Origin of the sequence: Flavonifractor sp. An4, from assembly GCF_002161755.1 — a bacterium.
Lineage (GTDB): Bacteria > Bacillota > Clostridia > Oscillospirales > Oscillospiraceae > Flavonifractor > Flavonifractor avicola.
Genome location: NZ_NFIL01000015.1, coordinates 43,998 through 67,560, shown reverse-complemented (window position 1 = coordinate 67,560; position 23,563 = coordinate 43,998). Strand labels below are relative to the sequence as shown.

Genomic DNA, 23,563 nt, shown 5'->3' with positions numbered 1-23,563 from the left:
TGTGTGGTCGGCAAACCACTCCTACCTTATCAGGGAGTTTTTTACTTTTCTACTTTCCTCCTCGCTATAAGCTATTTTTTACCCCCGGCATAGCCGGGGGTTGACTTTGGTACCACCAAACCTGCAAAAAGGACCTGCCGTAAGGCAGGTCTTTTTTGTTCATGGGTAGGCATTCCAATATACCTCGCCCGGGTCCAGGGAGAGTCCCCGGGCGGCAAAGAGCTGGTCAATGGTGCAGAAATAGTAGCCCTGGGCGTGGAGACGATCCACGATCTGCAACGCGGCATCCACCGACTCTGGATAGATGTCGTGGAGCAGGATAATGCCGCCGTCCCGGGCCTGGTTTACCACCATATTTACCACCCGGTCGGTGTTTTTGTCGTCCCAGTCCTCCGGATCAATGGACCACAGGATGATGGGACAGCCCGCCCGCTTTTTTACGCCCTCATCCCACTTGCCGTAGGGCGGACGAAGGAGAAAGTCGTTGTGGCCCAGCAGATCCTTCAGCAGGGTGCGGGTGGACTCCACCTGGGCGTCAAAATCCGTCTGGTTCAAGTCGGTGAGCTGCACATGGTCAAAGGTGTGGATACCAATCTGGTGGCCCTCCCGGTCCATCCGTTCTACCACGTCGGCGTTGTCAGCAATCTGGCGGCCGATGAGGAAAAAGGTGGCCTTTACGCCTCGTTCCGCCAGACCATCCAGCAGGCGGGTGGTGGTGGAGCGGCGGGGCCCGTCGTCAAAAGTGAGTGCAATGAGCTTTTGCTGAGGCAGCTGGGTGGGGGCGTCAACCGACAGCACACTCTGCCGGACACCCAGGGAGAAGGTCAGACAGACTATAGAAACTGCCAGAATGACCACCATCCACCGCTTTTGAAGCTGACTCACGCCCCTCGCCCCCGTTTCGCCGTTGTGTGGCATAGTATGTGCAGGGCGGCGGGGAAGTTTTCACACAAAATCTGTCAGTCAGGCCTGGCGGGGATCGGGATCGCCGCTGAGGGAAAGAATGTACTGGTAATAGGGCAGCAGGAATTCGTAACTGTCCACCAGCACATCGGCCAGTTCATGGCTCCACAGCAGATCCTGATGGGGGGCGCTGTGGGAGATGGCAAAGCTCTTTTTATCATACCAGGGCTGCAGCAGGGGGGAGGGCGCAGCCTTGGGCCGTTTGTAGTCCGTACCTTCCAAGATAAACTGGTCCTGTTTATTGAGACGGCGGGTCAGCTGCTCCATGGGCTTGGGGTCCCGGTCCATCCGGGCCCGGAATTTGGCCATGGTTACCGCGGGAGCCATCCAGAACCCCATGCCGCAGGACCAGCCCTCCGGCTCCAGTTCAAACCAGAACACCGGCTCGGAGCCAGCTTCCACATGGGGGCGAACCAAACTCATCCACAGGTGGTCCTTGTAGGGGCCACGGCCAAAGAGCCGCCGGGCGTCCCGATAGATGCGGGAGACCTTGCACACCAGATCCAGGTCGGGGTGCTTGTCCAGAAAACGGGCGTATACCTCGTTGGCCAGCTCCTTCATAGGGCGCTGGAAGTGGGTGAGGTACTCCTCTTTATGGGCCTCAAACCAGGACTTTTCATTGTTGAAGCGGATGCCCCACATAAAGTCCACAGTGGCCCCGGAAAATCCTTCAAACATAGTAATTCCTTTCTCATTTCGTATTTGGGCAAGCAAGGCCCCCCGCCGGGCGGGGGGCCTTGCAGAAGGTTGTATCAGGCTGCGGGAGTCTCCGCTGCGGGCGCCGCGCTGTCCTCAGGCAGCATACCGGGGCCGGGTGTGGTCGTGATTTCCAGTGGAGGCGTGGCAGTGGGTGTTGCGGAAGGTGTGGCGGAGGGGGTAGCCGACGGCGTTGCGCTGGGTGTTGCGGAAGGTGTGGCAGAGGGGGTAGCCGACGGCGTTGCGCTGGGTGTGGCCGAAGGGGTAGCCGACGGTGTAGCCGTAGGTGTGGGTGTGGGCTCCACCGGGGTCAGTGTTTTCAGTCCCGTAGAGGGATCAATGCCCCAGCGGGCTGCGTCGGCGGGGTTGTAGTAGTACACCGCGTCGGAGGACTTGTAGCTGTTGCGGTAGAGGAAGATGGTATCTACCGTATTGCCGTTTTTATCCACCAGCTTCTGGTACACATCCACGGTGACGCCGTTGTAGCGGGAGTAATTGGGGTCCCGCCGGGGCTCGGCGCCCGCAGGGTGGTTGGGATCGGGCTTATAGGTGTTTTTATAAGGAGTTGTAGAGACGGTAACAGAGTAGGGTTCGCCGTGGATGCCGGTGGTATCGGTGCCGTAGATGGTGACGTGGAGCTTGTGGTTTTTATCCTGATAGGTTTCGATTTTGATGGGATAGTCGGTACTGTTTTTGAATTTAAAGTCGATCTGGTTGCTCCAGACGGTGGCATCAGTGCCGATCACCGGCATATAGCCGCCATTGAAGGCGTGCTTGGATCGTTCCACGGTCTCCAGATTGGCCTTCAGGGTGACCCAGTAAATGGTGGAGGAGAGCTGGCAGATGCCGCCGGCGGTGGCGTCGATGCTCTGGCCGTTCTGGTAGGTGCCGGCGTCCTTATAGCCGCTGGATTTGGTATAGGGGCCGGCCAGATCGTTGTAGGAGAATACCTCACCGGGCAGCAGGATGGTGCCGTTGACCCGGCTGGCAGCCAGGTCGATGTTGTACCAGCGATTGGAGGGACCAGCGCAGCTGGTGGTGCCGGTGCCCAGCACATCCTTGAAGAGGTTGGCCTCCAGGTCGGCGGTGGTCACTTTGGGCTCGGTCTTGGTCAGGGGTACGGAGACATCGGAGCCCTCCGCCGCGCTGTCCAGGGCGGACTTGGCGGCGGCAGTATCCAGGCTGACGCCGGTGACAGAGGGCACGATCTGCTTGGTGCTCTTGTCCAAGTAGGCGTCGGCTGCCTCCACGGTGACCTCCTTCTGGATGGCATCAAAATCCGGGTCCAGGGGAGGGGCGGTGGTGACCTGGGTCTCCAGGGGGGCATTTTCGGTGCTGCTGTCGTTGAGCAGCTGAGTAAAGCGCTCTGCGGCGGCGTCGGTGAGGGCGTTTACGTCGATGGTGCGGCCGGTGACACCCTTATGGAACACCAGCTGATCGCCGGACACCTCCCAAGTGGTTTGAGCCTCCGGGTCTGCGTATTTTTTCACCGCCTCGCTCACAACGGCGGGGGTGTCCTTCAGGGTCACAGGGACGGAATAATGGGTGCCGCCGGTGATGGCTCCCAGATACTGGGCGCCGCGAGTGAAGAAGCTGCCGGACTGCTGGTCCAGGGCCTCCTGGAGGGCGGATTCCACTGCCTGGTCATCCACCGTGGCGTCGCTGCCCGGGATGGTAAATTCCTGCCCCTCGCACACAAAGGATACGGAGAGCTGAGAAAGCCGGTCAGGCAGCTGGGTTTTGAGGGTATCCAGGGCCTGTTCCTGGGTTTGACCGCCCAGGTCGATCCCGGCGACGGTCGTATTGGGCAGGAAAGTGCCGCTGCCCGCGGCGGCGCACAGAATGAGGTAGCCGCCAATCAGGATGACGACCACCGCCAGTGCCACAATGAGGGCGATCTTACCGCCCCTGGGCTTTTCGGCCTGAGCGGTTCGCTTGCCCGCTGTTTGTGCCATATTCGATCACTCCAACTCGTATAATTGCCCGGCCTGGGGCCTGGGCAGAAAATCCGGCAGATCGTTACCAGAAAGACAGCAGAAACTGCCGGGCTGCATCAAAAATGATTCAGTAACCCATATTATAGGTGTTTCCTATGAGAAAAGCAATTACAGATTGGTTACATGGTCCGGCGGCGGAAATCGCTTTACAGAAAAGCGGATTCAGTGTATGATTATATGCACCTGGACGGCGGATCATATCGGCGATTGTCCGCTATTACAGCATGGCCCGTCCAGCGGATCATATCCAGCGAAACTTTGACACTTTTGTGATGGAATGACAACATTTTTTGACTTTAGAGAGCAAAAGGGGCGGTATCCATGTCATATGACCGATACAGACGTCCGGACGGGAACGGGGATCTGGGTTCCTGGATCGTGACGCTGATCCTGTTGATCAGTCCGCTGTGGTTTGTGGGACTGATCCTGCTGTTCCGCAAGCTGAACGCGCTGGGCCGCAGACCGCAGTTTCCTTATCTGGGGCCCAGTCCTGGTACACAGGGATTTCATACCCCACCCGCAGGGGCGGCGGGCAGAGGGCTGGGCCTTGGGAAAGGCAAGGCCATGACCATCGGCGGAGCTATCATGGCTGTTATCTTCGGCATTGCCACCGCGGCGGGACTGCCGGTGGTGAGCAGCATCATGGGCTTCCCTCTGTCGCTGGCAGCCATGTCTCCGGTGATCGGTCTGTGTGCCGGTGGCCTGGCCCTTATGCTGGCGGGCAGTCTCAATACCCGTAAGATCCGGCGGTTCCGGAAATATCTGGCCCTCATTGGCCGGAGGGAGAGCGTGTCGGTGGTACAGCTGGCCCACGCCATGCCGGTGCCTGTGCGCAAGGCGTGCAACGATTTGCAGGAGATGCTGGACCGGGGCATCCTGCCCGCGGGATATCTGGATATGTCCTCCTATCAGCTGATCCTCAGCGACGAGGGCCTGAAGGATGAGCCGGAATCGGCGGAAGAGACTCAGGACCAGAGCCCGGAAGAGGAGGAACCCCTGGATATCCGGGACGACGACGCGGTACTCCGGGAGATCCGCCGCCTCAACGACGACATCGACGACCCCGAGATGAGCCGCAAGATTGACCGGATCGGGGAGATCACCAGCAAGATCTATGGCTATGTAAAACAGAATCCCAGCAAGGAGGGGCAGCTGCGCTCCTTCCTCAACTACTATCTGCCCACCACCCTGAAGATCCTTAAGGCCTACGCCCGTATGGAGGACCAGGGTGTGGAGGGAGAGAACATCCGTACTGCCAAGGCCCGCATTGAGGGTATGATGGACAAGGTGGTGGACGGCTTCGAGAAGCAGTTGGACCGCCTCTTTGAGGTGGACACCATGGACATCACCGCCGACGTGGAGGTGCTGGAGCGGATGCTGGAGAAGGACGGCCTGTCCGGCGGCATGGACTTCGGACAGAAGGGTACTTCATAAAACGTTTACATAAGGTCCAAAAATTATCCATCACTCGACAGGGCGGCTGTGGTATCTTATAGGCACAGCCAAGCAAGAAGGCAAGGGCGCCGCGCCGGGAGCGTGCGGAGGACAAATGCCATCCAGAGCGCGTTCAACAGACCGGCCCGCCCTTGTGACTGCCCCCCGGCTGTGGGGGCAGACCAAAAACAACACCTGGCGCTGCCGAGTGATGAGATACAGATGGAATCCTCCAAACAAACAAAGGAAGCCCCGGACGGCATCGCCGTCCGGGGCTTCCTTGTTATTTGAATCAGGTACAGCGTACGGTGCAGGTCAGAGTCTGGCCGTCCACGGTGCAGGTCAGGGTGGTGGTGCCCTTGCCCACATAGGTCACGGTGCCGTTGGAGGACACGGTGGCCACGGCGCTGTTGCCAATGCTCCACACGGGGGTGGAGGAGGTGCCGCTCACTTTCACCTGGAAGGAGGGGTAGGTCTTGCTCAGGGTGAAATCCGTCCGGCTCAGAGACAGAGAGGTAGACGTAGTGGTGCCGGAGCCGGTGGTGGTAGAGCCGCCGGTAGTTACCGAGTTGTGAACCAGACAGGTGTGGGTCACGCCGCCGGGCATGGTGGCGGTAATGGTGGCGTTGCCTGTCTTGGTCCCGGCACTTACCTTGCCGGTCTCATCCACGCTGACCACCTCGGGATCGCTGCTGGTCCAGGTGATGGTGCCGGTGGAACCCTCAGGGATAAAGGTAACGGTGAGGGTGATGGGATCGGGATAGCGGTTACTGAGGGAGAACTCCGTCAGACTCAGGGTGAAGTCGGTGGCCGTCTGGTCGGCGGGAATGGTCTCCGACGGATCGGGCGATTCGGTGGGTTCTATGCTGGGCTGAGCGGAGTCGGTGGGCATGACGCTTTCCACGCCGGACGGATCGTCCACAGAGCCGCCCTTGGTCACCAGAGGAATGATCACCGAGATCACAATGATCACCGCCGCGATGATAATAGCCAGAGAAACGATGATCCCCACCAGACGGAGGGGAGAGGGGCCGCGGCCATAGCCGCCGCCTCTGGTGTTGGTCACCAGCCGCTTGCCGCCCCGGGTACGGCGGGGGGAATCCTCATCGCCGTCAAAGTCCTCGTCGTCCAGCGGAATCTCGTCACAGAACGGGCAGTGCTTATAAGTAGAGGCGTAGTCTTCGCCGCAGTATTCGCAATGAATCATTTTGGGACGGTCGTCCCTGCTTCGTCTGGATGCCATAGGAAATCCCTCCAATCGACATTCTTGTGTCTATTGTACAACGCCGACGCGCAGCCCGTCAACGGTACTTCAGGAAATATAAAAGTTTTTTAACAATTATGTCAACTGATGGGCGGGGTTGCACCGTCAAAACAAATTGGATATAATAGCAGGCAGAACGGCAGGGGAGGCAGAGCATATGAAAGGTTCCATCAGTGCTGCGGAAGCCCACAAACAGTACAGCGAAGCTGTGGCCGCGTTCCGGCGTCAGATTCCGGACCAGGTGCTGCGGGAGCGGTTTGGCCGGGAGGCCGATCCCTTCTTTCGTGCCTGCGCTCTGGGCCTGTGGCAGCGGGATGGGGCCTCTCCCACACCCAGATATGTGGAATTTTACAACGCCATCTACACCAAGGGCAATCCGGCCCCATCGGTGCTGTTTTGGGAACTGTCCTCGGCCGTGGCGGGTTATCCCGGATTCCGGCCGCCGGAATTTTTCAACCGGATGCGGGCCTGCGACAAGGTATCGGGCACCAGCCTGGCCCGCCGGTTCATCGATCTGACTACTCTAATGCTGCTGCTTTTTGCCGCGGTGGACGATCAGGTCAGCGAGGCCGAGGCCGGGTTTGTCAACCAGTGCGCCGATACCCTCTCCGCCCTGTGTGATCAGGAGGGATTGAAGGGGGAGAAGGCGCCTCTGGACGTGGGGGACTTTGTGACCCGCAGGCCCACCCCCCAAATGCCTCAGACCGCCCCGGCAGCGGAGCAAAAGGAGGAGGACAAGCCAGCGGAGCCGGAGCCTACTCTGGAGGAACTGATGGCACAGCTGGATGAGCTGTGCGGTCTGGAAAAGGTGAAGGCCGACGTGAAGAGTTTGGTCAACCTGGTGAAGGTGCGCAAGCTGCGGCAGGAGCACGAGCTGCCGGTGCCGCCCCTGTCCCTTCATTTGGTGTTCATGGGCAATCCGGGCACCGGCAAGACCACGGTGGCCCGGCTGCTGGCCCAGCTGTACAAGGCCATCGGCGTACTGTCCAAGGGACAGCTGGTGGAGGTGGACCGGTCCGGTCTGGTGGCCGGCTTCGTTGGACAGACCGCCATCAAGACCAGCGAGGTGATTCAGAAGGCCTTGGGAGGCGTGCTCTTCATCGACGAGGCCTACGCCCTGGCGGGGCAGGACAACCCCAACGACTTTGGCAGAGAGGCCATTGAGACTCTGTTGAAGGGAATGGAGGATCACCGGGCGGATCTGGTGGTCATCGTGGCGGGCTACACCCAGCTGATGGACCGCTTCCTCCACGCCAACCCCGGTTTGGAGAGCCGGTTCAACAAGTATTTCTATTTTGAGGATTATAATGGGGAACAGCTCATGGAGATCTTCTGCTCCATGTGCAGGAAAAATGGATATACCCTCAGTGATGAGAGCCGGAAGTATGCCGAAGAGTATTTTGAAACTCTGTATGAAGAGCGGGATGAGAACTTTGGCAACGCCCGGGACGTGCGCAATCTGTTCGAGCGGGCGGTGGCCCGGCAGTCTGACCGGGTGGCTGCGCTGGAGGCTCCCGGCAAGGAGGAGCTGATGGCGCTGACGGTGGAGGATCTGAAGGAGGATCAGCCGGAGGCATAAAAAGAGCCCCTGCCATATTGGCAGGGGCTTTGAGCCGTCTTACAGGTGATCGCTGTCTACCAGGATGTTATCGGTGCCGTGTTCCTCAAATTCAGCGATATAGGCGTCGATGCGGCTGGCCAGTTCGTCATAATTGCTTTCATCGATAGGGGCGTCGTCCATGTCCCGGCGGGCCAGGTCCTCCGCCAGAATATCGAAGAACACATTGTTTTCGTATTCCATGATGGCCTCGTGGATGCCGCCTTCGGCAAAGGCGCGGGAGGGGACCACTTCGCCCTGCCAGTCCTCGGCCAGCGTGGGCATTCCCTCCGCCCGGGCCTTGGCAAAGAGCAGGCTCTCTACCTCGTCATAGTCCCTGAACCGGTCGTCGCCCCGGGTGGAATTCAAGATCCAGTTGCCGATATAGGCCATATCCAGCAGACGGCGAAACTGCTTGGTCGTCAGTTCCAGCTTCATACCAATGCGACCTCCTCGCTGTCATGACGTTGGGGCAGGAGGGACCATACCCCACTCTCATATTATAATCACCCCCGAAGAAATGTCAAACCGGGGAGGGAAAAATGTGAAAATAACCCCTTGTTTTCCTGCCCTGTTTCCCCTATCATTAAAAGAACCATAGTATTACAAGGAGGGAACGACTTGGACAGTCGACCCATTGGCGTATTTGACTCCGGCCTGGGCGGCCTGACCACGGTGCGGGAGCTGTGCCGCCTGCTGCCAGGGGAGGATATCGTCTATTTCGGAGACACCGGACGGGTGCCCTACGGCAGCCGCTCCAAGGAGACCATCATCCGGTACGCCCGCCAGGATGTGGCTTTTCTGCGTACCTTTGATTTGAAACTCATCGTCATTGCCTGCGGCACTGTATCCACCACGGCCCTGGACATCCTGGCCAATGAGAACCCCATCCCGGTGCTGGGTGTGGTGGCCCCTGCCGCCGCCGCCGCCGCGGAAACCACGCAAAACGGCAGGATCGGACTCATCGGCACCCAGGCGTCCATCCGCAGCGGCGCCTATGAGGCCCTCATCCGCAAGGCCGACCCGGCGGCCCAGGTGACCGCCCAGCCCTGCCCCCTCTTTGTGCCCCTGGTGGAGAACGGGCGCTTCCGACCCGGCGATATCGTCATCGAGACGGTGGCGGGGGAGTATCTGGCCCCCCTGAAGGAGGCGGGGGTGGATACCCTGGTACTGGGCTGTACCCACTATCCTCTGCTCCAGGATGTGATCGCCGCCCAGATGGGGCCCCAGGTCCGGCTGGTCAACGCCGGAGCGGAGGGCGCCCGGGCCGCCGCCGCCCGGCTGACGGCCGGCGGCGCCCTGTCCGGAAAGACAGAGGGAGGCAGCTGCCGGTATTTTGTCAGCGACCGGCAGGAGGATTTCTCCCGGCTGGCCTCCATTTTCCTGGGCTGGGACGTCACCGGTACCGTGGGCCAGGTGGATATCAGCTGCTATTGAAAACCAGCCCTTTACATTGGGGCGGGAATTGGATATAATATGGTGCAATTTGCGGCCGGAAGGGCCGATAAAGAGGGAACACAGAACCATGGAGAACAACGTTATCATATCCATTCAGGGCAAGCAGTCCTTTGAGGATCAGGAGCCGGAGGTCATCGAGCTGGTGACCGAGGGCAGACTGTCCCCCGATGGCGAGGACGGCTACACCCTCAGCTATCAGGAGAGCGAGCTCACCGGGCTGGAGGGCACCCTTACCACCTTCCAGATCGAGCCCGAGCGGGTAACCCTCCTGCGGGTGGGTGAGGTCAACTCCCAGATGGTATTTGAGGAGGGGCGGCGGCATCTGTCCATGTACAACACGCCCTACGGCGCTCTGGCGGTGGGCATCAACACCAAGAAGATGCGGACCCAGCTCAGCCCGGTAGGGGGCAGCATTGAGATCAACTATGCCCTGGAGATTGACCACTCGGTGGCGGGGGAAAATCTCTTCCACATCCGGGTACGGCAGAAGGGAAGCAGCATCCGGCAGTAAAACCCCGGCAGATTCATCCCCAAACGGAGCAATAAAAATCCGTTTTTCCCGGGGACATGAGCCTCGGGAAAAACACCTCTCAGCCCCCAAGTGTGGGATCTGGCCGCCTTAGCGAACAGAGGACGCGCGCGGCGGGCTGCATTCTCTCCCAAAAATGCCTGCATTTTTGAGAAGTAAAAGAAAAGGTGATAGATATGTCCAATATGATCCAGGCGGCCCGGGAGCAGGTCGCCCAGCTGACCCAGGCGGCTTATGAGAAGGCCGCGGCCCAAGGCCTGCTGCCCGCAGGGGCGGAGGTCAAGGCCACCATTGAGATCCCCAAGGACCCCACCCACGGAGACTACGCCTCCTCCTTTGCCATGGCGGGCGCCAAGGCCCTCCACAAGGCCCCCCGGCAGATCGCCCAGACCATTGTGGATAATCTGGATCTGGCGGACACCTTCTTTGATAAGGTGGAGATCGCCGGCCCCGGCTTCCTCAACTTTACCCTGGGCAGCAAATGGTACGGCGAGGTCCTCACCGATATCCAGGCCGAGGGCAACACTTACGGCGCGGTGGACGAGGGCCACGGCGAGAAGGTGATGGTGGAGTTTGTCTCTGCCAACCCTACTGGCCCCATGCACATTGGCAACGCCCGGGGCGGTGTGCTGGGTGACGCTCTGGCCAGTGTGCTTACCCGGGCCGGGTATGATGTGTGGCGTGAGTTCTACGTCAACGACGCAGGCAATCAGATCCACAAGTTCGCCATGTCCATCGACGCCCGGTACCTCCAGATTGTGCTGGGTGAGGAGAACTATCCCTTCCCCGAGGACGGTTACCACGGCGACGACATTAAGGAGCTGGCCCAGGCCTTTTACGACCAGCACGGCCCCGACTGGAAGGACAAGCCGGAGCAGGAGCGGCAGGAGGCCATGGCCCAGTACGGCCTGTCCGTCAACATCCCCAAGATGAAGGCTGATCTGCGCCGCTACCAGATTGAGTACGACGAGTGGTTCCTGGAGTCCGGCCTCCACAGCTCCGGCTATGTGGCCGAGACGGTGGGGATGCTGGCCGGCAAGGGCTGGACTTATGAAAAGGACGGCGCTCTGTGGCTCAACACCACCGATCTGCTCAAGCGGAAGTTCATGGCTGAGGGCAAGACCCAGGAGCAGGTGGACAAGCTGGACCTGAAGGACGATGTGCTCCGCCGGGCCAACGGCTTCTACACCTACTTCGCCGCCGACATTGCCTACCACCGCAACAAGCTGGAGAAGCGTGGATTCTCCAAGGCCATCAACATCTGGGGCGCCGACCACCACGGCCATGTGGCCCGCCTCCAGGCTGCCCTGGACGGCCTGGGCCTGGACGGTTCCCACCGGCTGGTAGTGGTGCTGATGCAGCTGGTCAATCTGCTGCAGGACGGTCAGCCCGTCCGGATGTCCAAACGCTCCGGCAAGGCTATCGCCCTGCGGGACCTGCTGGACGAGGTCAGCGTGGATGCCGCCCGGTTCTTCTTCAACTCCCGGTCCTCCACCTCTGCCCTGGACTTCGATCTGGATCTGGCGGTGCGGCAGGACTCCGATAACCCGGTGTACTACGTCCAGTACGCCCACGCCCGCATCTGCTCCCTGGTAAGCCGCCTCACCGAAGAGGGTGCTCAAATGCCCGACGCCGGGGCGGTCAACGCCACCCTCTTTACCACGGCGGAGGAGAAGACCCTTATCAAGACCCTGTCCCAGCTGCCCGAGGTGATCCGTATCTCCGCCCGGGACTATGACCCCTCCCACGTCAATCGCTACCTTATTACCCTGGCCGGCGACTTCCACCGTTTCTACAACGCCTGCCGCATCAAGGGGGAGGAGGCCGGCCTGCTGTCCGCCCGCCTCAAGCTGGCGGACACCGTTCGTTCCGTCATTGCCAACTGCCTGGCCCTCATCGGCGTTACCGCTCCTGAAAAGATGTAAGGAAAAAGATCCCGCCTTTTTTCAAAAAGGCGGGATCTTTTTTTGTAAATTTTCGTCCAAGAAGAAACCGCGATGATACAAGAATATTATGTCTACCTGAAACTGTGCTGAATGTTTCAAAAACAGACGAATCAGAGGGATATGGAATCTGTTTACAGAGGAGAGGTCGGATTTCTTACATTTGTATAAAAGAAATAAAAACTTTCCCTTAATCTTCTGTTAATTGGTATGTAACACTCTTGTAATCTTTTTTGGGTGTGGTATGATATGCAATGCACGCGGCTATCCACCGCGGGCAGGTTCCTTCAGCGATCAACAGACGGAGGATCATGGAATGACGATATTAGAATTTGTAAAAGATTTGAATTTTGCAGTGGTGCTGCTTTTTACCCTGCTCTATCTTTACCAGGGCTTCTATGTGGTGGTGGGGCTGGTGCGCCGGCGCTGGAAAGAGACCCATCAGCCTGAAAAGCTCCATCGCTTTGCTGTGGTAGTATCCGCACGCAACGAAGAAGAGGTAATCGGAGAACTGCTGGATAGCTTAAACAAGCAAAATTATCCCAAAGAGCTGCTGGACCTCTATGTGGTGGCCGACAACTGCACTGACGATACCGCCGGTGTGGCCCGCAAGGCCGGCGCCTTTGTGTATGAGCGCTTCGACCAGCAGAAGAAGGGCAAGGGCTACGCGATGGATTACCTCTTCCACCGTCTGGAGGAGGAGGGTAAGGACGTCTACGACGGCTACTTCGTCTTTGACGCCGACAACCTGGTGGACCCCAATTTTGTGGCTGAGATGAACCGGACCTTTGACAAGGGGTACGACGCCATCACCTGCTACCGCAACTCCAAGAACTTCGGGGACAACTGGATCTCCGCCGGATACTCCATCTGGTTCCTGCGGGAGGCCCGCTTCCTCAACTTCCCCCGTACCCTGCTGGGCACCAACTGCCATGTGTCCGGTACCGGTTTCCTGGTGTCCTCCAAGGTCATCCGGGACAACGGGGGCTGGCCCTTCCACCTGCTCACCGAAGATATCCAGTTCTCTGTGGACTGTGCCATCCAGGGCCGCAAGATCGGCTACTGCGATACCGCCGTGGTGTACGACGAGCAGCCCACCACCTTCCGCCAGTCCTGGGACCAGCGGCTGCGGTGGTCCAAGGGCTTCTATGAGGTGGACCGGGATTATACCGTGCCCCTGCTGAAGGGCTGTTTCCGCCCCGGACGGCTGGGTACCTCCTGCTACGATATGTTCGTGACCGTGGCCCCCGGTATGCTGCTCACCCTGGTGATGATCCTGTTCAACGGCATCATCCTGGCCAGCTGCATGACCCAGCCCGCCTATATCGCCGCCAAGGTCATCGATGTAACTGTCGGATTTATGCTGTCTGCCCTGTGGAACTTCTATGTGGGCCTGTTTTTCTACGGCCTGCTGACGGTGCTTTCCGAATGGAAACACATCAGTGCGACTCCTCTGCGGAAGCTGGGTTACGTCTTTACCTTCCCCATTTTCATGTTTACGTATATTCCCATCTCCATTGCCGCTCTGGTGAAAAAGGTGGAGTGGAAACCCATCTACCACACCTCCACCAAGCGGGTGGGGGCGGGCTGAACCGGGACCACTGGAAAGAGACCTGCTTGACTGCCAATGTCATTAAATTAGGCTTTTTGCGCTCATAAAAAAAGCACCACCTGCTCATGAATTTTTGAGACAGGTGGTGCTTTTATCAATATCTCTTTTGGAACATCTCTTGTTCCGATGGAGCTCGGAGTTGAAGAGTGGCAAAGTCTTTGAAGTATGATAATGGCTGCGTTTGATAGGTTTCTTTGATTTTGTCACACAATTTATCAATTGTATCTTCAGTCCACTTTATTGATACCGTTACCAGGCGATAGAAAGACTTCAACCCCTCTATTTCTTCCTTAGTTTTGAACATTTCGGTGGTAGCCAGCATATGTATTTCGTCAACAAATGGGGGCGTTTTCTCTGTTTCAAGAATTATTCCCGCGAGAGCTTGCGCGTGGCGGCTTGCATCATGGGCAATAAACTTGTCCCGAATATTTTTGTAGTAATCGAAAACATCTTTTGCAGCAGGTGGAAAACCAGCTAATATTGTATCTTTTTTGAGTGAATTATCCCGGAAATCGCTTTTGCCGAAGCACTTATAGAAGAGTACGATTGCATTTTGTGCTAATGACTTGTTGACTATATCGGTATTTTTTTCATTGAACGCCTCAAGGCACGACTTTGCCTCCATCAAGTCATTCCAATGCAATAGCATATCTTTGAGCCTTTTTACAATACGGTCATTTGGAAGTTCTAATATTTTATCTGCCGCTGGGCCATCCAGTATATGTATTGTGTTATTAATGACTTCAAATCTGAAAAATTTCATCTTAGCGTTTACTTCTTTCCGTCAGCTTTTGATACATCCGCATCAGTTCCGCCACGCAGGAAGTCTCGGTGGTAGTCTTGATGTCGAAGCCGTAGGCGCGCATAACGGCCTTGTCGTTTTGCTGGTGGGCCTTACGCAACTCCGGGGGCATGGTGGTCTCGTCGTAGAGATCGGCAAGGCTGGAGTCAGGGTACAGGGCCCGGGCGTCCAGGATGGCCTGGGCGTTCTCCTTGATTTTGGCCTTCTGTTCGTCGGTAGGCGTGGGCCACGGGAAGTTGTTATAAACTACATCCTTGGAGTAGCGATAATCACTTTTTAAGCGCCCGCAGACTGCCCGCATCCAGGCCATGTGGACATTGGAGGTTAAGATACCAAAGTGGTAAAGGGTTGCGTTTGGAATAATTTTAACAAGATTGCTACAAAGAATATCCGGGCTCATAAATCCCATAGGCACATATTTTCTTCTCTCAGAAGATACCTCTGGAATAACAATGTAAGTTCCCTTCGGCATATTCTCTACATGGAACCTTGTTGGTGTGTCTGCCAGCTTTCTTGTCCCAGCGCTCTTGCTCTCTAGTCGCAATTGCCGCACAGCATTCACACGCTTCATGCACTCCGGCATTTTCCGCAGCTCATTGGGTGGACAATCACCCAGCCAAAGGCAATATCGCGGTTTGCGATTGATAAACTCCTGCGAACCGTACCATGGCTTGAACCATTTTTTAGATGCAGGCTCTTTTTCAACAAATTCCTGCATTTCTTCTTCTGTAAACAGGTAATTTCCACCGTCAATTGGCTTATTCCCAATCCCGATTTCTGGTACATCGCAGATAGGTTTGTTTCGGCTCTCCACAAACACATTGTCTGCATCCAGCAGATAGCCGTTGATGTTCTCAGCAATCTGCGGACGGTCTGAGGTGAAGATCACCTTGGGCTTGCTGTTGGGCGCCACGCTAAATCCAACAATGACACAATGGACATGGGCTTTCATCTTGGCCTCACTGTCCCACCGGAAAGTGCGGTGGGCGAAGTCGATATGGATGCCCGCTTCAAAAAGCGGTTTCCACAGGTTTGCAACCGACTCACCTTGTGTTACGGAGTTGGTGGAAACCAGCGCCGAACGGACAGCAGTGCCGTCCATTAGGTCCGCCGCATTCTTATACCAGCAGGAGACATAATCCAAGTTTCCGGCGTTTTTCCATCCTGGGAAAACACTGTTCAAATCGTCCTTTTGCTCAGGACTCATCATTCTGGCCCCCACAAACGGCGGGTTGCCCATGATATAGTTCAGTTCCTGCTTGGGCACCACACTTTCCCAATCCATCCGCAGGGCGTTGCCCTCCACAATATTGGCATAGGATTTTAGAGGGAGGAAGTCCAGGGACATGTGCATGATGTCCTCGGTCTCCTTCATCATCTGGCTTTCCGCGATCCACAAGGCCGTCTTGGCTACGGTCACGGCAAAGTCGTTGATCTCGATGCCGTAGAACTGGCCAATGGAGACTTGAATGGGGTTTGTTACATCGCCCAGCATAATCTGGTCGGAAAGGGAGCGGAGCGCCTCATTTTCCAGCTTGCGCAGGGAGATATAAGTCTCCGTCAGGAAGTTGCCGGAACCACAGGCGGGATCAAGGAATTTCAATCCGGCCAGCTTGTGCTGGTAGTCTTTCAGGCGGCGCTTCCGAGTGGTCTCCACGGTGATGCTCTGGATTTCGGCTAGCTCTGCTTTCAGGTCGTCCAGGAACAGCGGGTCGATGACCTTGTGGATGTTCTCAATGCTGGTATAGTGCATCCCGCCGGAGCGCCTAGTTTCCGGGTTTAGGGTGCTCTCAAACACAGCGCCGAAGATGGTAGGGCTAATGGAGGACCAGTCAAAGTCCGAGCTTGCCCGGTGGAGGAGCAGGTCTACAATAGTCTCATCCAACCGTGGAATAATAATATTCTCATCCGCAAACAGACCGCCGTTGACATAGGGAAATGCGGCCAGATCGTCGTCCATATAGGGGTCCCGGTCCTCCGGCTTGGTGTCCAGTACCTGGAAGAGATCAATCAGGGCACGGCGGGCATCATTCTGGTGCCGGAGCATATAGTCGTGGAATTTACCGTGGCCACCGAAAATCTCCGCATCCTCGGCATACAGGCAGAATACCAGCCGCACGCACAGGGCGTTCAGGCTTTTTAGGGTATCTGGAGACTCCGGGTCTTTGTACTGCTTCAAAAGGGCGTCGTACAAGGTGCCAACAATCTCACCCGCCTGCAAGGAGATTTCCATCTCCTTCTTAATATTTTCGTCCCCGGTGTCCACCAGGAAATTCAGACGGTGATACTCTTTCTCTAGGTCGGCCAGTGCTACTACTTCCGGCTCGTCATTAGGGCGGTTCATATCGTGGATATGGAACTCCCGGAAGTTGCACACCACGATCCACCGGGGGTTCATATCGTGGGGCAGGTAGCCCGCATAGCGGCGGGCTTGCTGATAGGGCGTCAGCATGGAACCATCAGACTGTTTGTAGCCCCGCCGCAAATCAATATCCGCACCCTTCTGCTCAATGAGAACGCGGGTTTCCCGGATATACCCGTCGATGAAGCTGACATGCTCTAGTTTTACAGGATACTCAAATTCGATAGCCTTTTCCGGTTCTGCTATGCCGTAGACATTGCGAAGCAGGTCGATCCAAAAACGCTGGGTCTCCTGCTTTTCGTCACCACGGCCAGTCCAATATTCTATAAATGCTTTTGCCGCTGCCCGCTGCTGCACATCTGTCATGGTATTTCTTCCTCCCGGAGATAATTTGCTTCTTTTATTAAGCATATCATAGACTAGTTGATTTTTCCAGACAAGGGATTGTGATTACCAGATTTCTCAACAAATGTCCATTCTTTTTGGAACATTGTTGCCACTAGTTGATATTTGCAAAAACTCTAAACTTAATGGCTGTTTTCCCGGAGTGAATCTCAAAAAAATATGACCTGTCTCAAAACACAGTCAGTATTTTTGCACCGTAAATGGAACTAGTTGATTTTTGTTCCTATATAGAGCTATATCGGCTTTATAGAAAATCATTGCTTTTTCAATACATCTGCTTGACATGTTATAATTTTGCGCCTACATATGTTTATTTTTGCTTTTTTCTATGGCATTAAGATAAGACGGCTTCCTTTTTTGGAAAAACGCTGCTTTTGAGCCAGGAAAATAGCCTTTTGAAAAAATATATATGGGGAGGGACAGGAAGATTAGCCCCCTGCCCCTCTTTTTTTGCTTTTTCTATGCAGCAACACGATATGTAAAGCCAACAAATCCTTTTATACGAAGATTTCGGTTATCCCGGCGTCCGGGCCTAATTGGAATCGTGTGGCGGGCAATTTGCCGCATAAGTTTGTCACTGCTGCCTTTCGGCGTTCTGAAATATTCGCGGCACAATACCACCGCCATTTTGAAATTGACACGGTAGGCATATATGCCATCCTTGGGCTGCTGGATCACTACTTCACGCACGATCCTGCTGGTAAAATTAAACATTGTCAGTGCAGAGTAAATTTCTTGTTCCACAAAAGCGTCAGATTTGCCGTGGAGATTAACCAGACCGAGCGAATATTTTAGGTCTCTAAAGCTGGTCTCGATACCCCAGCGCATGTGATATAACTCTTTGACATCTTCTAATGTAAACGAACGCGAAAGTGAGGTCGCAATCGTTTCAAATTCTCCTGTTTCCAACTGAAAGCGAACAATCCTCAGCTTCATTGTATAGGGGCTTTGAAAATCCCAGCGGCCCCGCCGAGTCTTTGAACCTGGTTTGCTCTTTTTCGGCACTTGTAGGAAGATATGCCGCCGCTGCTTGTCCTCATTTGTTTGCGTTGTCGTGATTGTGAAACTAATGTCACAATCAAGCTCAAACATAGGCAAACGAGCTATCTCCCGCATAGCCGAATGGTTTTGTTTGACTCGGATGAGAAAATCCGTGTTTGGCTTTTCAATGAGGTGGGCCAACAAATTGTAACTCTCATATCCTCGATCAGCAACAACCAATGTTTTCTGACTAAAGTCATTTTGTTTCAACATCTCAACCAGAGCACCGATTTCATCCTTTTGCGGTTCTGGCTGTATTATCACATCAAAATAAGTCTTGTTCAGCACATCATACAGCGGATTGACATGTAGCTGATTGTATCCTTTTGGGGCACTCTCGTTTTGGACAAAGGACGGAGCATTGGGGTTGCGTGGCATGTTTACCGCTGTTCCATCTACTGCAAGGATACGATAGCCACGGAATGTATCGGCGTCGGCGCAAGCGGCGTTAAAGGAATGAAAGACTTTTCGGAAAACCTCGGGTGCAATCTGCGCCCTGCGCTGTGACACGGCGGCAGGGGTGGCATTGATACCTGCACTATGTAACTCTTTTGCCAGGGAACCGCCTTCGGCTCCTATTAGGAGCCGAAGGACAGTTTCAAGTGGTAACTTGCGGGCCCGGGAAAATTCCCGGGTCCCGCTATAATGAGCGGCTGTATCGGTGATAGCGCCATTGAGGGCTAAGTTAATCTCTAACGCGGATGACATAATGATCCCCTCCAGGGCTTATGGTGCCGTCAAAGTAAGATGCCGCCATGTCAGTGAGCAAAGATACCATGTCAGCTTTGATCTCTTTGTATTTCTCTTCCATTAGATTGCTCAAATCTGGGTTCCACTTTTCATAAACAGGATTATCGGCAATAACAATATTCTTGTAGTTACCAACATAATTAAAAGAATGGGCCTCAATGTGAACTTCGCCTGTTCTTATATCTGGAGTAGCGCAAGAAGCTGCTTCCCAGAGCGAAGCAGAGACTTTTGAAGCAATTCGATCTGCCTCACGAATGATATCAAAGTCCCTGGTATCTCTGGAGATAAATACCCAGCACATAGAATGGAAAGGATCAAAATGACTCATATAGATAGAAATGGCTAAAAGAACTTGAAGATAGTACTTCATGGTTATAACTCCTTTCGCGTGAATCATGAAGAAGGTGAGGACACGGAATTAGCATCTTCTTCGGCCTGCTTTATATATCCGTGGTCGGAAGAAAATACAAAAAAACCGCGCACAACAACCGTACCCCCCTCCGACGACGGGGTAATACGATTATCGTGCGCGGTGCATATCACTCAACCATTTGATAGCAACTCAACGCTTTGTGTTATAAATCTCTCAAAATTTAAAAATTAGCAATCAACAAGTAAATTCATTAAACACAAATATCAAATACAAAAACTCTCATGTGGGCTACAAGGCCACTTTTATACTACCTCAAATTGCGGTAGTATGTGTGAACGGAGTGTAAATTTAACCACTTCACAAATTTTCTAAAAACAATTAAGGGTGGAAAGGTACCTTCCCACCCTTAATTTAATGACATTGGCTTGACTGCAGGTCTCTTTTGCTTTCGCAATCAGGCTTGCATTGAATCGTGAAACTGTGATATAATACCATCCAAATGTGCAATACAGGAGGAACCGAGCAATTATGGACACCATTCCCTTATCCATGCCCATTCTGATGGACGGCGCTACCGGAACCGAGTTGCGCCGGCTGGGTATGCCCGACGGAGCCTGCACCGAGCAGTGGGTGCTGGAGCATCCCCAGGCTCTGCTGGAGGTACAGCGGCGCTATGTGCAGGCGGGCAGCCGTATTCTGCTTGCCCTCACCTTTGGGGCCAACCGGGCCAGCCTGGAGCGCAGGGGCATCATGGGACAGGTAAGAGAATACAACCAGCGGTTGGTGGAGCTCACCCGGCAGGCTGCAGGCGACGGCGTACTGGTGGCGGGTGACATGGCCCCCGCCGGGCTGACGCTGGTGCCCTTTGGCGAGAGCAGCTTTGAGGAATTGGTGGCAGTCTACACGGAGCAGGCCGCCGCTTTGGAGGCTGCCGGGGTGGACCTGTTTTTCCTGGAGACTATGACCGACATGGCTCAGGCCCGGGCGGCGGTGCTTGCCTGCAAGAGTGTGTCGGACAAGCCGGTGTGGGTGTGTTTCACCTGTGACGACGAGGGCCGCACCCCCGGAGGCACCGATGTGCTGGCCGGTCTCATCGTTATGCAGGGCATGGGGGTGTCTGCTTTCGGCCTCAACTGCACCAGCCCCGAGGACACGGCGGAGCAGCTGGAGCGGCTGACCCCCTATGCCTCCGTACCCCTGATCGCAAAGCCCTCTGCCGGGCTGCCCGGGGCCTGCTGTACCCCGGAGGAGCTGGCGGGCTTTGTGCCGCGATATGCCGCCGCCGGAGCACGGGTCTTCGGCGGATGCTGCGGGGCGGGTCCGGAACATCTGGAGGAAGTGGCACGGGCTATGGCTCAGGTGGACTTTTCCGCCTTCCAGCCGGTGGAGCGGGACCCGGATGTGATTCCCTGCGCCAGCGAGAAGGAGGCCCGGTTCATTACCCCCGATGTAGATGTGGGTGAGACCATCGAGTGTACCCCCGACCTGATGGAGGACATCCTGGAGGCCGAGGAGGAGTCCCCCCAGGGTGCACTGAAGATTGCCATCCTGGAGGAAGACGACCTGGACATCTTTGCCGAGAATCAGTATGTGGTGAAGGATGCCCTGTGCCTATGGTCCGATGTACCCGAGCTGCTGGAGAAGGCCCTGCGGCTCTACCAGGGCCGGGCCTTCTGGGATGGTACCGGAGATCTGGAGGAGGATTTCCTCCGGGAGATGGCAGGCCGGTACGGCCTGGTGCTGCTGTAAAAAGCCCTGTCAAGGGACCTTCGGGCCCCAAAATAAAAATAAAATCAGCGAAACAGACAAAAAGCACGTCCCCTTTTTGGGACGGGCTTTTTGTTTTGCGCCTTGACGGCACATATCAAGATACTGTATCATGGATGTTGCGCGAAGAACCAAAACACAAGATATTGTGCCGGAATATAACGGGCGGTAATCGCCTGCAACCGTGGAGCGGGAAAGGAACGGATCGCAATGACACTCACCAAAATCAGAAAACGGGACGGCCGACTGGCGGAGTTCAACGAGGACAAAATCGCCGGCGCCATTGACAAGGCCTTCCGAGCCACTTACAAGCCGGGCAAGGAGGCCGAGGCCAGACGGCTGGCCGACGAGGTCCTCTCCATCCTGGAGGTGGAGGGGGAGAAGCAGCCCGGCGTGGAGCATATTCAGGATCTGGTGGAGCGGGTACTGATGGACAACGGCTACATCCAGACTGCCCGGGCCTACATCCTGTACCGGGAGGAACGCAGCCGGGCCCGGGAGATGAATACCCGGCTGATGAAAACCTACGAGGACATCACCTTCTCTGCCGCCAAGGACTCGGACATCAAGCGGGAGAACGCCAACATTGACGGGGATACCGCCATGGGCTCCATGCTCAAGTTCGGCTCCGAGGGCGCCAAGCAGTTCTACGATATGTTCGTCCTCAATCCCGACCACGCCCGGGCCCACCGGGAGGGTGATATCCACATCCACGATCTGGACTTCCTGACACTCACCACCACCTGCTGTCAGATCGACATCAAGAAGCTGTTTGAAAGGGGCTTCTCCACCGGGCACGGCACCCTGCGGGAACCCAACGATATTGCCTCCTACGCAGCTCTCTGCTGCATCGCCATCCAGTCCAATCAGAACGATCAGCACGGAGGCCAGAGCGTGGTGAACTTCGACTACGGCATGGCTGACGGCGTCCGCAAGACCTTCAAGCGGCTGTACCGCCAGAACCTGGCCCGGGCCCTCATGCTGCTGGAGGACGAGAGCGACCCCGAGCAGGAGCTGAAGGCTGTTATGGCCGATCTGGAAAAGAAGACCGGCCTGTGCCCCATTCTGGCGGGCAGTGAGGAATACTTTGCCGCCGAGCGGGCGGCTTTGGTGCCCAAGTTCGGAGACGAGGCCACTGTGGAGAAGGCCCAGAAGTTTGCCCAGCAGCGGGCGGTAAAGGAGACCGACCGGGCCACCTATCAGGCCATGGAGGCCCTGATCCACAACCTGAACACCATGCACTCCCGGGCTGGTGCCCAGACTCCCTTCTCCTCCATCAACTACGGCATGGACACCTCTCCTGAGGGCCGCATGGTGATGAAGAATGTCATGCTGGCCACCGAAGCCGGCCTGGGCGGCGGCGAGACGCCCATTTTCCCCATCCAGATCTTCCGGGTGAAGGAGGGGGTCAACTACAACCCCGGCGAGCCCAACTACGACCTGTTCCAGCTGGCTATGCGGTGCTCCGCCAAGCGGCTGTTCCCCAATTTCTCCTTCATCGACGCTCCTTTTAACCTGCAGTACTACAAGCCCGGCCATCCCGAGACCGAGATCGCCTACATGGGCTGCCGCACCCGGGTCATCGGCAACGTGTACGACCCTGAGCGGGAGATCTGCAACGGCCGGGGCAACCTGTCCTTTACCACCATCAATCTGCCCCGGCTGGCCATCAAAGCCCGGGGGGATCTCAACACCTTCTTCGAGTCTCTGGACCGGATGATGGACCTGTGCGTGGACCAGCTGCTGGAGCGGTTTGAGATCCAGTGCCGCAAGCACGTCTACAATTTCCCTTTCCTCATGGGCCAGGGGGTGTGGCTGGACAGCGAGAAGCTGGACTGGAACGACGAGGTGCGGGAGGTGCTCAAGCACGGCACCCTGTCCGTAGGCTTCATCGGTCTGGCTGAGACCCTGAAGGCTCTCATCGGTGTTCACCACGGCGAGAGTGAGAAGGCCCGGGTGCTGGGCATGGAGATCATCTCCCATATGCGGGCCCGGATGGACGCCGAGAGTGAAAAGCGGGGCCTCAACTTCTCCCTGCTGGCCACCCCCGCCGAGGGGCTGTCCGGCCGCTTTGTCCGGATGGACAAGGCCCGCTTTGGAGTCATGGAGGGGATCACCGACCGGGACTACTACACCAACTCCTTCCATGTGCCGGTGTATTACCCCATCTCCGCTTACGACAAAATCAAGATCGAGGCGCCCTACCACGCCCTCACCAACGCCGGACACATCAGCTACATTGAGATGGACGGCGATCCCACCGACAACCTGGAGGCCTTTGAGAAGGTCATCCGCTGCATGAAGGAGAGCGGCATCGGCTACGGCTCTGTGAACCATCCGGTGGACCGGGACCCGGTGTGCGGCTTTTCCGGCATCATCGGAGACCGCTGCCCCGGCTGCGGCCGCACCGAGGCCGACGGCGTGCCCTTTGAGCGCATCCGCCGCATCACCGGCTACCTGGTGGGCACCCTGGACCGCTTCAACAACGCCAAGCGGGCCGAGGAGCACGACCGGGTGAAGCACGGCGTGTAACCTGACCACGGCTGAGAAGGAAAAACCATAGGGGCGGG

The 23,563-nt window shown here is 56.3% G+C and carries 17 protein-coding genes; 8 read left to right on the top strand and 9 right to left on the bottom strand.

Annotated features, from left to right (window positions below; translation table 11 throughout):
- Positions 1 to 159: 159 nt before the first annotated feature.
- The 3 genes from B5F94_RS08410 to B5F94_RS08400 form a co-directional block, all read right to left on the bottom strand.
- Positions 160 to 885 (bottom strand): polysaccharide deacetylase family protein, encoded by a 726-nt coding sequence (locus tag B5F94_RS08410; RefSeq protein WP_242965639.1) that lies wholly within the window; start codon positions 883 to 885, stop codon positions 160 to 162.
- A 78-nt stretch (positions 886 to 963) separates the two neighbouring features.
- Entirely contained in the window at positions 964 to 1,641 is a 678-nt protein-coding gene (locus tag B5F94_RS08405; protein ID WP_087269249.1) for a DUF2461 domain-containing protein, read from the bottom strand.
- Between the two features lie 74 nt (positions 1,642 to 1,715).
- Positions 1,716 to 3,614 carry a VanW family protein gene (locus B5F94_RS08400; RefSeq protein WP_087329351.1) on the bottom strand — a complete coding sequence of 633 codons (1,899 nt, stop codon included), beginning with the start codon at positions 3,612 to 3,614 and terminating at the stop codon, positions 1,716 to 1,718.
- A gap of 363 nt (positions 3,615 to 3,977) precedes the next feature.
- Here B5F94_RS08400 and B5F94_RS08395 point away from each other — a divergent pair, with 363 nt between their 5' ends.
- The gene (locus B5F94_RS08395; protein WP_087329349.1) at positions 3,978 to 5,090 is read left to right on the top strand and encodes a 5-bromo-4-chloroindolyl phosphate hydrolysis family protein; all 1,113 of its coding nucleotides are present in this window, start codon (positions 3,978 to 3,980) and stop codon (positions 5,088 to 5,090) included.
- A 292-nt stretch (positions 5,091 to 5,382) separates the two neighbouring features.
- Here B5F94_RS08395 and B5F94_RS08390 read toward each other — a convergent pair whose 3' ends face one another.
- Entirely contained in the window at positions 5,383 to 6,333 is a 951-nt protein-coding gene (locus tag B5F94_RS08390) for an Ig-like domain-containing protein (RefSeq protein ID WP_087329347.1), read from the bottom strand.
- 178 nt (positions 6,334 to 6,511) lie between these two features.
- Between B5F94_RS08390 and B5F94_RS17035 the strand changes: the two genes are divergently transcribed.
- Positions 6,512 to 7,933: an AAA family ATPase gene (locus B5F94_RS17035; RefSeq protein ID WP_087329345.1), complete on the top strand. Its 1,422-nt coding sequence runs from the start codon at positions 6,512 to 6,514 to the stop codon at positions 7,931 to 7,933.
- A 39-nt stretch (positions 7,934 to 7,972) separates the two neighbouring features.
- On the opposite strand, the gene B5F94_RS08380 is transcribed toward B5F94_RS17035, so the two are convergent.
- The gene (locus B5F94_RS08380) at positions 7,973 to 8,389 is read right to left on the bottom strand and encodes a hypothetical protein (protein ID WP_087187848.1); all 417 of its coding nucleotides are present in this window, start codon (positions 8,387 to 8,389) and stop codon (positions 7,973 to 7,975) included.
- 183 nt (positions 8,390 to 8,572) lie between these two features.
- Between B5F94_RS08380 and murI the strand changes: the two genes are divergently transcribed.
- The 4 genes from murI to B5F94_RS08360 all read left to right on the top strand — a co-directional run bounded on the left by murI (position 8,573) and on the right by B5F94_RS08360 (position 13,472).
- Entirely contained in the window at positions 8,573 to 9,388 is an 816-nt protein-coding gene (gene murI / locus B5F94_RS08375) for a glutamate racemase (RefSeq protein ID WP_087329343.1), read from the top strand.
- A gap of 88 nt (positions 9,389 to 9,476) precedes the next feature.
- Positions 9,477 to 9,920, top strand: coding sequence for a DUF1934 domain-containing protein (locus B5F94_RS08370; RefSeq protein WP_087329342.1), 444 nt, complete (start codon positions 9,477 to 9,479; stop codon positions 9,918 to 9,920).
- Between the two features lie 194 nt (positions 9,921 to 10,114).
- Positions 10,115 to 11,863: an arginine--tRNA ligase gene (gene argS, locus B5F94_RS08365; protein ID WP_087329340.1), complete on the top strand. Its 1,749-nt coding sequence runs from the start codon at positions 10,115 to 10,117 to the stop codon at positions 11,861 to 11,863.
- A gap of 334 nt (positions 11,864 to 12,197) precedes the next feature.
- Entirely contained in the window at positions 12,198 to 13,472 is a 1,275-nt protein-coding gene (locus B5F94_RS08360; protein ID WP_087269275.1) for a glycosyltransferase family 2 protein, read from the top strand.
- A gap of 115 nt (positions 13,473 to 13,587) precedes the next feature.
- Here the strand turns inward: B5F94_RS08360 and B5F94_RS08355 are convergent, their stop codons facing one another.
- The 4 genes from B5F94_RS08355 to B5F94_RS08340 form a co-directional block, all read right to left on the bottom strand.
- On the bottom strand, positions 13,588 to 14,256 hold the full coding sequence (locus B5F94_RS08355) for a hypothetical protein (protein WP_087329338.1): 669 nt from the start codon (positions 14,254 to 14,256) through the stop codon (positions 13,588 to 13,590).
- Position 14,257: 1 nt separating this feature from the next.
- Positions 14,258 to 17,023: a DNA methyltransferase gene (locus B5F94_RS08350; protein ID WP_087329336.1), complete on the bottom strand. Its 2,766-nt coding sequence runs from the start codon at positions 17,021 to 17,023 to the stop codon at positions 14,258 to 14,260.
- Between the two features lie 498 nt (positions 17,024 to 17,521).
- Positions 17,522 to 18,811, bottom strand: coding sequence for an IS4 family transposase (locus tag B5F94_RS08345; protein WP_087329334.1), 1,290 nt, complete (start codon positions 18,809 to 18,811; stop codon positions 17,522 to 17,524).
- A complete protein-coding gene (locus B5F94_RS08340) occupies positions 18,789 to 19,223 on the bottom strand; it encodes a hypothetical protein (protein WP_087329332.1) in 435 nt (144 codons plus the stop codon). Before B5F94_RS08340 ends, B5F94_RS08345 begins: the two co-directional genes overlap by 23 nt.
- A 531-nt stretch (positions 19,224 to 19,754) precedes the next feature.
- On the opposite strand from B5F94_RS08340, the gene B5F94_RS08335 reads away from it, so the two are divergent.
- Both B5F94_RS08335 and B5F94_RS08330 read left to right on the top strand, forming a co-directional pair.
- A complete protein-coding gene (locus B5F94_RS08335; protein ID WP_087329330.1) occupies positions 19,755 to 20,975 on the top strand; it encodes a homocysteine S-methyltransferase family protein in 1,221 nt (406 codons plus the stop codon).
- A 228-nt stretch (positions 20,976 to 21,203) separates the two neighbouring features.
- Positions 21,204 to 23,525: an anaerobic ribonucleoside triphosphate reductase gene (locus B5F94_RS08330; RefSeq protein WP_087329328.1), complete on the top strand. Its 2,322-nt coding sequence runs from the start codon at positions 21,204 to 21,206 to the stop codon at positions 23,523 to 23,525.
- Positions 23,526 to 23,563 lie beyond the last annotated feature (38 nt).